12 protein-coding genes are annotated in these 12,033 nt (G+C 35.2%); 3 read left to right on the top strand and 9 right to left on the bottom strand.

What is annotated here, in order from left to right; translation table 11 throughout:
- The first annotated feature begins 40 nt into the window (after positions 1-40).
- The 3 genes from ACFX5U_RS18815 (at position 41) to ACFX5U_RS18805 (ending at position 4,145) form a co-directional block, all read left to right on the top strand.
- Positions 41-1,315, top strand: a complete 1,275-nt coding sequence (locus tag ACFX5U_RS18815) for a TIM barrel protein (protein ID WP_280565452.1) — start codon at positions 41-43, stop codon at positions 1,313-1,315.
- 10 nt (positions 1,316-1,325) lie between these two features.
- Positions 1,326-2,681, top strand: coding sequence for an FGGY-family carbohydrate kinase (locus ACFX5U_RS18810; protein WP_280565453.1), 1,356 nt, complete (start codon positions 1,326-1,328; stop codon positions 2,679-2,681).
- A gap of 405 nt (positions 2,682-3,086) precedes the next feature.
- Positions 3,087-4,145, top strand: coding sequence for a GntR family transcriptional regulator (locus ACFX5U_RS18805; RefSeq protein WP_235212293.1), 1,059 nt, complete (start codon positions 3,087-3,089; stop codon positions 4,143-4,145).
- 60 nt (positions 4,146-4,205) lie between these two features.
- Here ACFX5U_RS18805 and ACFX5U_RS18800 read toward each other — a convergent pair whose 3' ends face one another.
- The 9 genes from ACFX5U_RS18800 to ACFX5U_RS18760 form a co-directional block, all read right to left on the bottom strand.
- Positions 4,206-4,766, bottom strand: a complete 561-nt coding sequence (locus ACFX5U_RS18800; RefSeq protein ID WP_038700989.1) for a DUF4136 domain-containing protein — start codon at positions 4,764-4,766, stop codon at positions 4,206-4,208.
- A 76-nt stretch (positions 4,767-4,842) separates the two neighbouring features.
- Positions 4,843-6,483 carry an NAD+ synthase gene (locus ACFX5U_RS18795; protein ID WP_038700987.1) on the bottom strand — a complete coding sequence of 547 codons (1,641 nt, stop codon included), beginning with the start codon at positions 6,481-6,483 and terminating at the stop codon, positions 4,843-4,845.
- A gap of 282 nt (positions 6,484-6,765) precedes the next feature.
- The gene (locus tag ACFX5U_RS18790) at positions 6,766-7,392 is read right to left on the bottom strand and encodes an FKBP-type peptidyl-prolyl cis-trans isomerase (protein ID WP_280565456.1); all 627 of its coding nucleotides are present in this window, start codon (positions 7,390-7,392) and stop codon (positions 6,766-6,768) included.
- A 316-nt stretch (positions 7,393-7,708) separates the two neighbouring features.
- Positions 7,709-8,386, bottom strand: a complete 678-nt coding sequence (locus ACFX5U_RS18785) for an FKBP-type peptidyl-prolyl cis-trans isomerase (RefSeq protein ID WP_280565458.1) — start codon at positions 8,384-8,386, stop codon at positions 7,709-7,711.
- 209 nt (positions 8,387-8,595) lie between these two features.
- On the bottom strand, positions 8,596-9,021 hold the full coding sequence (locus ACFX5U_RS18780) for a thioredoxin family protein (protein ID WP_400261727.1): 426 nt from the start codon (positions 9,019-9,021) through the stop codon (positions 8,596-8,598).
- A gap of 35 nt (positions 9,022-9,056) precedes the next feature.
- Positions 9,057-9,458, bottom strand: a complete 402-nt coding sequence (locus ACFX5U_RS18775) for a hypothetical protein (RefSeq protein ID WP_400261726.1) — start codon at positions 9,456-9,458, stop codon at positions 9,057-9,059.
- Positions 9,442-10,611, bottom strand: a complete 1,170-nt coding sequence (locus ACFX5U_RS18770; RefSeq protein ID WP_400261725.1) for a TonB-dependent receptor plug domain-containing protein — start codon at positions 10,609-10,611, stop codon at positions 9,442-9,444. The genes ACFX5U_RS18775 and ACFX5U_RS18770 overlap by 17 nt, the downstream gene beginning before the upstream one ends.
- A 154-nt stretch (positions 10,612-10,765) precedes the next feature.
- Entirely contained in the window at positions 10,766-11,389 is a 624-nt protein-coding gene (locus ACFX5U_RS18765) for a carboxypeptidase-like regulatory domain-containing protein (RefSeq protein ID WP_400261724.1), read from the bottom strand.
- Positions 11,390-11,666: 277 nt separating this feature from the next.
- A complete protein-coding gene (locus tag ACFX5U_RS18760) occupies positions 11,667-12,026 on the bottom strand; it encodes a hypothetical protein (protein ID WP_235212292.1) in 360 nt (119 codons plus the stop codon).
- Positions 12,027-12,033: the final 7 nt, after the last annotated feature.

Raw genomic sequence — 12,033 nt, 5'->3', positions numbered from 1 at the left:
CGATATCTATCTACGTTATCAACCATTAACCATTTTAATTATGATTTTAGACAAGCAGCTAATAGATGCGCATAATAGTCAATTAAGAGATAAACACAAGAGAGATTTTGCATATATCTCACAGGATATTGCAGCTGTTGAACAGGTTTTAGAGAAGCTTCAGAAATTTCAAATAGCAATACCAAGCTGGGCATTGGGCACTGGAGGAACACGTTTTGGACGTTTTTCTGGTCCGGGAGAGCCCGGTACTTTAGAACAAAAGTTGGAGGATGTTGGATTATTGCATGCGCTCAATAAATCTAGTGGTGCTATTTCCTTGCATATTCCTTGGGATATCCCAAAAGATGCAGATAAGATTAAAGCATTAGCAAGTTCTTTAGCGATTACTTTTGACGCCGTTAACTCCAATACTTTTCAAGATCAAGCTAATCAAGAACATAGTTATAAACATGGGTCGTTACACCATGTTGACCCATTGGTACGCAGGCAGGCCATTGATCATAACATTGAAGTGATTCATTACGGCAAGTCATTAGGGTCCAAATCTCTGACCGTCTGGTTAGCTGATGGTTCATCTTTTCCTGGACAACTGAATTTTCGTGAAGCATTTCAAAATACTTTATCCAGTTTGCAAGAAATTTATAAACATTTGCCAGAAGATTGGAAATTGTTTGTGGAGTATAAAGCTTTTGAGCCTTATTTTTATTCGATGACTATCGGAGATTGGGGGCAATCGCTGCTCTTAGCGAATAAGCTGGGACCTCAAGCATTTACTTTAGTTGATTTGGGTCATCATCTACCCAATGCTAATATCGAACAGATAGTCTCTCTGTTGTTGATGGAGGGTAAGCTAGGTGGTTTTCATTTCAACGATAGTAAATATGCCGATGATGATTTAACAGCTGGAAGTATAAAACCCTATCAACTCTTCCTTATTTTTAATGAGCTCGTTGATGGCATGGATTTGAATGGAATGGACCATGCAACAGGTTTGGGGTGGATGATTGATGCTTCGCATAATCTCAAAGACCCCCTAGTGGATTTATTGCAATCTGTAGAAGCTATAAAAATTGCCTATGCACAAGCATTATTGGTCGATCGTGCTGCACTTAAAGAAGCTCAGCAAATGAATGATATTGTGAAGGCACAAGAAATTCTTCAAGATGCTTTCCGTACTGATGTACGACCATTAGTTGCCGAATCGCGATTACGGAGTGGTGCAGCCTTGAATCCTGTATTGCTATTTAATGAGGAGAAATTACGGGATAAATTAATAAAAGAGCGAGGTTTAAATACTATTGCAACGGGATTATAAAAGTTAAAGAATGAATAACGATAAAATTCCAGTAGTTGCTATTTTCGACGTAGGTAAAACTAATAAAAAGCTTTTTCTTTTTGATGCAAACTACCAAATTGTATTCGAGCGTTCTGCAAGATTTTTAGAAACTGTGGATGAAGATGGAGATCCGTGTGAGAACCTTGAAAGTTTGAGATTGTCAGTTTTCGACTCGCTTCATGAAGTGTTTCGGAAGAATGAATTTGAGGTTAAAGCGATTAATTTCACCTCCTATGGAGCTAGCTTTGTATATATCGACGATGATGGTAGACCTTTGACTCCTTTGTATAATTACCTGAAAGAATTCCCAGTTGCCCTTCAGCAAGATTTGTATAATAAGTATGGTGGAGAAGAGGCCTTTTCTTTGGCAAGCTCTTCGCCTGCATTGGGCAGCTTAAATTCGGGCTTACAGATTTTGCGATTAAAAAGGGAACAGCCAAAAATTTTTGAACGCGTTAGGTTTGCTTTACATCTGCCACAATATTTAAGTTTTTTAGTTTCAGGAAAGGTGTACTCTGATATGACGAGTATAGGTTGCCATACTGCTTTGTGGGACTTTAATAAAGATGAATATCATCAATGGGTACAGGAGGAAGGAATACAGGGGATATTAGCGCCAATTGTAAAGGGGGATGAGGTTTTTGATGGCGCATTTCCAGGTAGCCCTTATCGGGTAGGTGCTGGACTTCATGATAGTTCTTCTGCTTTAATTCCTTATTTGCTTAACTTTAATGAACCTTTTGTTCTTATATCTACAGGAACCTGGTGTATTTCTTTCAATCCATTTAATCATAGTGATTTAACTGTAGATGAATTACGGAAAGATTGTTTGTTTTATCAGTCTTATGCTGGTAAGCCAGTTAAAGCTTCCAGATTATTTGCCGGATATGAGCATGAGGTACAGTCTAAACGGATAGCTGATTTTTTTCATGTTACTACAGCCAAGTTTCGTAATATTCAACTCAATCCTAGAATAGTAGCTAAATTAGCTAAAGAAAGTATAGCAGGGGATTTGAAAATTTTTTCAAAGGTGGATTTGGGTCGCTATCATGATTATGAAGAGGCTTACCATAGTTTAATGCTACACTTGATCAAGGCTCAAGTTGAGTCGACAAGGCTTGTTTTGGACGCTAAAAAGGTATCTAGAATTTTTGTAGATGGAGGGTTTAGTAAAAACCATATTTACATGAATCTCTTGGCAAAAGAATTTCCTGAGGTAGAGGTTTTTGGTGCCTCCATGGCACAAGCGACAGCATTAGGTGCTGCACTTGTTATCCATGAACATTGGAACGAAAAACCTATTCCAAATGATATAATTGAATTGAGATATTTTAGAGGAAATTGATGTGTAGAAGAATAAGCTTTCCTTAGGATTGATTATAATGTTGCACTCGTATGGACATGGTATCGGAAAGAAAGTGTTGAAAAAAGGCTTTCAAACGGGGAGAATGAAAGCCTTTTAAAAAACCAATTAATCTTAAATTATGATGAAAAATAACACACTGTTCGATTCGATATTTATTATAAACACCTAGTCAAACTGTTTGCTATCAATTTATTGATGCAAGTTAAGTGTAATTTAATTGGTACTCATCCTGTGCCGTTATGGTCGTAATTAATGGTGTACTTACCAAGCAAAAGCAAGAAAAAAGAACTGTTTTATATCCCAATACCTTTAGATCTAGGATAAGTTTTTCTAAAATTTTAAGATATGATGTTTCATACATATCCTAATTAATTGTTATTTTTAATGTTCAATCTTAATTATAAAATGACCGATTCAAGCGCTCAGTTTTTACAAAAACTAGAAATTAGTGATTTCTCTGCAACTCCTAAATATTTGCAACTAGCCAATACCATCATTGATGCAGTAAAGAATGAGGTGCTTAAAAAAAATGAAATGCTACCCTCAATAAATGAGTGCAGTGCTTATCTTGAAATATCTAGAGATACGGTTGAAAAGGCCTATCGGTATTTAAAGAAGTACGAAGTTATCGCATCTATTCCTGGAAAGGGGTATTATGTCAATAAAAGTGACCTACAATCAAAATGCAAAATAGCTTTGTTTTTAAATAAGTTAAGTGTTCATAAAAAAATAGTTTATGATTCATTTGCCAAAGAGCTTGGTGACTTTGCTAATTTAGATCTGTTTGTTTATAATTCGGATCTTTCTTACCTAAAAAATTTACTCTCCAACCTGACTAAGACCTACGATTATTATGTGCTTTTTCCACATTTTAAAGAGGGCCGAGATAAAGCTCCAGAGATTATCCGTAGGATTCCAACTGATAAACTTATGTTATTAGGGAAATTTATAGATGATGTCCCAGGAGATTTTCCAGCGGTCTATGAAAACTATGAACAGGATATTTATTTAGCATTAGAGCAGGCTAATGAGGCATTAAGTAAATATAAGATGTTGAAATTGGTATTTCCAGATCATAGTGATTTTCCAAAAGCGATTATAAAGGGTTTTTATAAGTTTTGTCAGCAATATGCTTTTGATCATGAACTGGTATCTGAATTAAATAAGGAAAAGGTGGCGGTAGGTACCTGCTATATTAATATTATCGAAGATGATTTGGTTAAATTACTGAATAAGATTCTGCAAAAAAAATTGGTAATAGGCAAAGATGTTGGTATCATTTCTTATAATGAGACTCCACTAAAGAAATTTATTTTGAATGGAATCACTACGATATCGACTGATTTTGAAATGATGGGGCGTATGGCTGCAGATTTGATCAAAAACAAATCAAAAGACCGAGTTGAAGTTCCGTTCCATATCAAAATTAGGGCCTCGATATAAGTGAAATTTTACAACAAAAAAAGCCATGAAATTTTTCATGGCTTTTTTGTCATCAAGAAATTATTTTTTCAATGTAGTAGGATATTGCTTAAATACTCCTTTTACTACTTTTGCAATATTTGTAGTTGCTTTTTCAGGACTATTGACTTCACCTGAGCCTCGTGCTTGCCAAACCACTTTATTTGTTCTACGGTCTATAGCTTCCACAATTAAGTGGCTATAACGATAACGTTCTTTAGCGACAGGGTATGTAGCATATCCATAATAAGGTGAAAACCATGGTCTATACCAGCTCCAAGGTCCGCCATACGCGTACGAGGTCCCATACACTAAACGACTCTTGTTATTCACAATAGTAATATAACGAAATAACAAGTCTGGATTATCTTTACTATAAGTAAGTCCCTTTGCTTGAAGTTCGTTATTACTAGCGTCTAATATATTTGTTCTTGCGATATCGTTATCAAAATATGATTTAGAAAGGGAGTCTACAGGCGGTAACCATCCATATGTATGGTACTGCGAAAAATCTACCTTTTCGTCACGCATCGTATTATATTGATAAGATGCACAGGAAGCAAGAATTAAACTTGCAAATAAGAAATAAATTATTTTTTTCATGACCAATAGGATTTATGTTATTTTCTTAGGGTTAGACAAATAGAACTGATAAAAGTTTAATAATATGTATAAAAAATTATTGATATAAGGCAACTAACGGCATGGAACGGCCAGGGCCAAAGGCTTTTGGGCTTACACGTAATATAGGTGGAGCTTGGAATCTTTTAAACTCCGAATTATTGACAAGTTTAATTACTTTATTGACCGTTGTTTCATCTATTCCTGATGCAATAATTTCTTCTTTTGATTTTTGAAGCTCGATGTATTGGAATAATATGGCATCTAAAATATCATAAGGAGGCAATGAATCTGAGTCTTTTTGATCAGGTCTCAATTCGGCAGATGGTGCCTTTTCAATTGTATTTATTGGAATTATTTCACGATTACGGTTAATATAGCGCGCAAGGTCGTATGCTTTGGATTTATAAACATCTCCAATGACCGATATAGAGCCTGCCATATCGCCGTATAAGGTGCCATATCCAACCGCAGCTTCACTTTTGTTGGAGGTATTTAAAAGAATATGACCAAATTTATTGGATATAGCCATTAATAATGTTCCTCTGGTACGGGCCTGGATATTTTCTTCTGTTGTATCTGCTTGATAGCCTTCAAATAGGGGAGCTAATGTTGCTTCAAAAGCTTGTGTTATATCTTTTATGGGAAGGATGTGATGCTTACATTGTGTGTTTTTTACCAGATCTAGAGCATCTTGAATGGAATGGTCCGAAGAGTAGATGGATGGGAGTAGTATTGCAAGTACATTTTCAGGTCCCAGTGCTTCACATGCGAGTGCGGCTACTAGTGCGGAATCCAAACCGCCAGATAGACCTAAAATAGCCTTTTTGAAACCAGATTTATTAAAATAATCACGTAGACCCAATAACAATGCATCGTAAATGAGTGCTATTTCTGGTTGATGCTTTTCTTCGTATGGCGTGTTTGTCAGAATTGTATTGTTTGTGAATGTCACAAGCTGCATATCTTCTTCGAACTTTTTCAGTTCACAGCAAATATTTCCGTTTTCATCAAAGGCTAGCGATCTACCATCAAAAATTAGATCCATATGTGCTCCAACTTGGTTAACGTAGATTAACGGACATTTGGCTTTTACAACTTGAGCTTTTAAAACTGAAGTACGGCGCTGGTGATGAATATAAGAAAATGGTGAAGCTGCGATATTGATAAGCAGATCTGGATTTTCTTTATTTAGTTCCTGCATTGGATCGCCGACGTAAGAATTATTTCCTAAATCATCATCCCACAAGTCTTCACAAATTGTAAGGGCTATTTTGGTGTTTTTATAAGTGAAACAAGTAAACTTACGGTTAGGTTCAAAATATCGATATTCGTCGAATACATCGTAAGTTGGGAGCAGTCCTTTTTTACTGATATGTGTTGTTTTTCCATTTTCTAGGCAAACTGCAGCATTATAAAGGGCTTTCCCTTCTGGGTCAGTATTTGGAATGGGGGCACCTATAACGCATAAAATATCTTGACATACCAAAGCAATAGCAGACAGGGACTCTTGGCAGTGTTGTAAGAATGTTGTATTTAGTAATAGATCTTTCGCTGGATAGCCTCCAATTGCTAATTCAGAAAAAACAATAATATCAGCTTGTTGAGCTTTTGCATTTTCGATTGCTGCAATGATTTTTGTGGTGTTAGCACTGAAATTACCGATATGATAGTTTAACTGGGCTAGCGCTATTTTCATGTTACGATGTTGTTTAAAATAAGATTCTGATAAGAAGACCAAGATAAGAAGTTTTTTAGACTACTTTTTGTTTCGGAATATATTTTTTTCTTAACAGGTACTCAAAAAAGGCTCTTTTCATCGTAAAGATCTATTAAACATATAATGAAGAAAGATTGTAATGTTGACCCTCCCTATGGTTCCTTTTGCAAGATGAGGTTAAGTGTTTCTCTTGAATGCTAATTGCTTGTAAAATAAACCAGGCTTATTATAAATTAATAAGCCTGGTTTTGTTATTTGTTATTAGTTATTAATAGAGATAACTTCAATTTCAGAATATAAAGGAGAGTTTTTAGGAACCTTCTCATTTGCAGTTTCATCATATCCGTAAGGGGATGGAGCAACAGCTTTTATTTTGCTTCCTTTCTTTAATCCTTTTAGTGTTAATCCACCTATATTTATTTCTTGACCTTGGAAAGATAACTTTTTTGGAAAAAAAGCTAATTGCCAGAAAGGGATAACGTTACCTGTTGAAAACCTCGCAGGAGTACCCTCTTTAGATTCATCAACAAGTGCTCCAATGTTTTCACCATTTAATAACGTTACTTTATAATTTACCGTAGTAATTGGGAAGATGAGTCTGCCATCAGAGTAGAATTGGTAAGTATAAGAATCAGCTTCACCTTCTGCAATTAAATCATACCAGATCCCTGTTGCAGAGTCTATTTTTGGATTAGCAAAACTTTTAATCGCAAAAGATTTCAATTGGGGAGCCTGTTCTGCTTTAATTCTTTCAATACGAGCATTATTGATTGAATCTTTAATTCTTTGTTCTTCAGCTACTTTTGCATAGTCGTCAGATTTACTACAAGATGCGAAAGCAATAATAACTGCCAACATTGCAAATAGTATTTTTGTAAAATTTTTCATAAAATTTAATAAATAAAGTTTTTTTTATAAAACGTGTGAGATTACTGAATTGCTACAAAATGTAAAAGTAATGAAAATTAGAGATATCATTTAGTATCTATTATGTGCTAATTTAATCATCCTACATTTTCTTTTGTGGGTTGATTTTCAATATGCTAAATGTGTTTGATTCTGTAGCATTCGTATTTTAAAATAAAATATCCTGTAAATTAGCAATTCTTGTTAATTATAATTATAAAACTTATGTTATTGTTTGATACAAAAAAAGCCATTTTTCATAAATGAAAAATGGCTTAAATTTCTTAAAATAATTGAGTTAGTTTGTTGTAGCTGTTCCAAGTGCTGTAACTTCAATTGTATATACAACAGGAGTGTTTTTAGGAACTGTTACCTTTTCGCTACCTTTCGTGTACTCTTCTTGATCGAAAGTATAGTATGAAGGTGAAATGAAGCTAATTTTATCACCCTTTTGTAAACCTTTAGCTAATAATCCTTCGAATCTCACATCATTACCTTGAATATTAACAACTGTAGGTATAAATGCTTGAATCCATGCTTGTTTATAAACGGTAATTGCTTGGTTGATGTTGCTGTAATTTTTCGGAATTCCGTCTGAACTTTTGTCAAATACTTTACCGTCCATCAACTCACCTTTGAAATTTACACTTGCTGACCAAGAATTTATTTGTGGTCCATAGTAACCTATGGTACCTGTATATGCGAATGGCGTGTCGTTTCCTGTAGCTAACTCTTTAACAAACCAAATGCCTGTAGAGTCGGAATACTCTGCTTTATCACCCCATTTGTTAATTGCAAAGTCTCTTAAAATTGGAGCTTGTATCTTTTTTAAAGAGTCGATACGTGCTTTTTCTATTCTGTTTCTTTCAATTTGATCTTTTTCAGCTTGCTCATAATCGAAGTTATCTTTATTACAAGATGCGAAAACTAAGCCTATGCATAAAAATGCAAGTAAAATTTTTGTAAAATTTTTCATAAAATTATGTACGTATTAATTTGATTATATAAACTTAAACGTTCCATCACTAAAATGTGCTACAAGTTCATAAAGAAAAATTTGACATTATTGTAAATGTGTTATTAAAAATAGTGATTAGTTAGCCTTTTATTTCCTCAAAAAAAACCTCTCGATGGAAGAAACTACCCAAAGAGGCATTTATGTATCCAAAATACTAGAACGCATGGTTAATGTATTTTTAATAAGTCAAGCAATTTTTTACTGGATAAATAGGAGAATTTACGTTTGATCACTCGAAAGTTTTTATCAAAAATTAAAGTTGTGGGAAAAGCAAATCCTTCTCTTCTAGATGCTAATAGAACAACAATTTCATGTAATGATGCTTTTGATTGCAGGTTGCTGTTTTTGAGTAATTGTCCATCGAAAATAAATGACTCCTTACTTTCTGCATCAAATTTTACGGCATAAAATTGATTGTTCAATATTTTAATTACTTCTTTATTTGTGAATACATCTTTCTCCATTTTTCGACAATAACTGCACCAATCGGTATGAAAAAATAAGAATACGGGTTTTGGATTTACATCTAAAGAGTCTGAAAGTTGTGGGAATGATAGCCATTCTATTTCTTGCGCCTGTATAGGTAGGCGCAAGAAAATGAATAGTATTATTGTAAAGAAGATACGCATTAGTGAAAATGTCCAATTTTAATACCAAATGTAATCGTTCGCGGCTTTGTTGGTCCATAAACATAATTAGAATCGCGATTAGCACCACTGTCAAAATCTTTTTGAAAAGCATTGAACATATTTTGAACCCCAGCAAATAGTTCGAGATTAAAATCTTTATGTACTGCAAATGTGTACCCCAATCGTGTATTGAGTTCCATAAAATCAACCGTGTTTTTTAAGCTCATGATTTCTTGTTGTATATGCGAGATTTTCATTTTACCGGTATAAACCCCCGTTACATCAACAGCGAATTTTTTTGTTGCTTTCCAATTGGCATTTAAATAGCCATATACATTTGGTGTACGTAAGAAATCTTTGGACAAGATTGCTTCTTGACCAGTTTTAGCTTCGGCAATCAATTGTGCTGATTGAAACTGTGACCGTTGAATGGTTTCCTCCAGCTTGAAAGGTAAATACTCCTGATGGCGCAATGTTAAGTTCTAGGTTTGTACCAAAAACATGAGCATCTGTTCCATTTCGCATTTCCTCAATCATGATATCATTGGATTCAGATGTCAGAATCGTGGTAAATGGATTATTCAATTGTGTGTAGAAGCCTTCAACTAGAAGACTTGTTTGTGTCGTACCAAAGTTTTTATTGAAGTTCAATGAGCCCGTATAGGCATTAGAGTATTCGGTTTTTAGATTTTCACCAATTAGGACAAAAACTTGTTTTCCCCCAATAGAAGTTACATGCATATCCTCATTAAAGGCTTGTGGAGCTCGGAATCCACGAGCATATCCACCACGGAATTGAATGCTATTATTGATGTCGTACAAGATAGTTAAACGTGGATTCCACGAACCAAAATTCTTTTTGCTGCTACGTTCTACGTCTTGCAAATGGTATTGACCGTCGACAAATACGTGATCGTATCGCATACCAATTAATGCTTTAAAAGCAGCTAATGGTTTCCACTCGTACTGCGCATAAGTTCCTAAACCTTTTGTCTTTTGGTCGATGATACGTTGATATCCTGGAATCTGATCATTCGTGTTGTTGTAATTGAATTCGATGCCAGCAGTGAATACATCATCTTCAAAATTATTGGTGTACTGGGTACCAGTCACGAAGGATGCATCATCCGTATTGCCATAAGAATTGGCTGCTCTTAAGCTATCTACTGCTGTAGGAGACTCACCTAATCCTCCATAGAAACTTTTACGTGTTGTCTTTTGACCTGATGCATAAACTGATATTTTTTGTTTATAGTCTGCGAGATAATGATCATAGGTCAACCCTCCAATAAGCGAATTGGTCTCTAATTGTTCTGTAATTGCTGTAAAATGTGGCGATTTATTGAACTGGTCACCACCTCTTCGAAACTCTTGAACGGTACTAAAATCTACGGTTATCTTATTGACATCCGATGGCTTGAAGAATGCTTTCGTTCCGAAAGTGGTATTATTAAGTTCTGTAATCTCTGAAAATCCATCCTTATTTTTATCATAGGGCTGGCGATTGCGGTGCATGCCGTAGAAAGTGACTCCTGTCTTTAAGTCTTCGTCCACGTATGAGGTATTGAAGTCCACTGTGTTATCCCAGCTGCTGCCACCTATCAACGAATTGGTGGACTTAATTTGCCAATCATTTTCGACAGGTTCTTTCGTAATGATATTGATTGTTCCAGCAATCGCATTTGCCCCAAATAGGGCTGACCCTCCACTACGAAACCACCTCTATACGGTCAATCATACTGGTCGGAAGTTGGTCTAATCCATATACGCTATTCAATGCACTGAATACCGAACGACTGTTGATCAGAATTTGAGAATAAGCACCTTCTAAACCGTTAAGACGGACTTGTGAAAAGCCACAGTTTTGACAATTGTTCTCCACACGTACCCCAGGTTGATAGTTTAAAGTTTCGGACATAGCAACTGACTGTGTGGCTTGAAAAAGTTTAGGTCCTAAGACTTGTACGATAACCGGGGCTTCTTTTTTACTTACGCCATAGCGTGTTGCACTCACAACAACTTCATTGAGATGCAGGTTGTCCGTGTTTAAGCGGAAATGAACGGTAGAGTCCGTAAGGAATATCGTTTGTTTTAAGGTTTGATAGCCGACTGCTTTGAATTGTATACTTTGTCTTTGTTTATCTAGTTCTTGGAAGACAAAGTTTCCTGAAGTGTCAGAAAAGGTTATCTGATCACCGTTTTCGATGCTGATGGTTGCTCCAGAAATTGCTGTTCCTTCATTATTGATAACCTTACCTTTTAATGTATGTTGCGCATAGGAATGCATATTGATCATGATCATTAAGAGGATCAATAAGTTGATATTTTTCATTAGAATATAGTTGTTTTAATGATGCGTGTTAGCCCCATTGTTTTATTGGGCTCATTGCACTCGGTTTTAAATGCATGAAGCTATCATGAGCAGGTTTTTTAATTCCCGGTAATGAAATAAAGGCATAGTTTGTCTATTTCATTGCTGTTTGCTCTTGAAGGTTTCATCATTTCGTTTGAAATTATGAATATGGCATAGCAGGCCGTTGTGCGACATACTATTGCACGACGAATAACATTCATCTTAATTGGAGATGAATGCAAAATATTATATTATTTCAAGAAATTTTTGGGGGTCCCCGAAGAAAAGCATGATTGACTATACGATTGTAGGATACGGGCGTATAGACTTGATAGCTATATACATGAAAGATAGTTCGAATAGGTTCTTCAAAAACTATAAATTCACTTTGAACAAAATTTTGATGGTAGACAACATTTAGGAAATCAATCTGGTCATCGGATTCTTGCTGTCTAGGCTGATCGTTTGTAAAATCGTAAGGGTGATTGTGCATGACAATCTCCCCGTTTGATTTTACCTCTTTGTGCATAAAAATAACACCAGAAATAATAATCAAGCTGATCAATGCAAGTTGCATTGATGCTAAGATATTCCTGATATTTGTTTTATTCGACATGTAGATA

This window comes from Sphingobacterium sp. SG20118, assembly GCF_044740685.1.
Lineage (GTDB): Bacteria > Bacteroidota > Bacteroidia > Sphingobacteriales > Sphingobacteriaceae > Sphingobacterium.
This window is presented reverse-complemented; position numbering and strand designations above follow the sequence as displayed.

Excerpts from the sequence above, each read along its gene's own strand:
- ACFX5U_RS18800 (WP_038700989.1), bottom strand. The coding sequence starts at position 4,766 with ATGAAAAAAATAATTTATTTCTTATTTGCAAGTTTAATTCTTGCTTCC.
- ACFX5U_RS18805 (WP_235212293.1), top strand. The coding sequence starts at position 3,087 with ATGTTCAATCTTAATTATAAAATGACCGATTCAAGCGCTCAGTTTTTA.
- ACFX5U_RS18795 (WP_038700987.1), bottom strand. The coding sequence starts at position 6,483 with ATGAAAATAGCGCTAGCCCAGTTAAACTATCATATCGGTAATTTCAGT.
- ACFX5U_RS18810 (WP_280565453.1), top strand. The coding sequence starts at position 1,326 with ATGAATAACGATAAAATTCCAGTAGTTGCTATTTTCGACGTAGGTAAA.
- ACFX5U_RS18785 (WP_280565458.1), bottom strand. The coding sequence starts at position 8,386 with ATGAAAAATTTTACAAAAATTTTACTTGCATTTTTATGCATAGGCTTA.
- ACFX5U_RS18765 (WP_400261724.1), bottom strand. The coding sequence starts at position 11,389 with ATGAAAAATATCAACTTATTGATCCTCTTAATGATCATGATCAATATG.
- ACFX5U_RS18760 (WP_235212292.1), bottom strand. The coding sequence starts at position 12,026 with ATGTCGAATAAAACAAATATCAGGAATATCTTAGCATCAATGCAACTT.
- ACFX5U_RS18815 (WP_280565452.1), top strand. The coding sequence starts at position 41 with ATGATTTTAGACAAGCAGCTAATAGATGCGCATAATAGTCAATTAAGA.
- ACFX5U_RS18790 (WP_280565456.1), bottom strand. The coding sequence starts at position 7,392 with ATGAAAAATTTTACAAAAATACTATTTGCAATGTTGGCAGTTATTATT.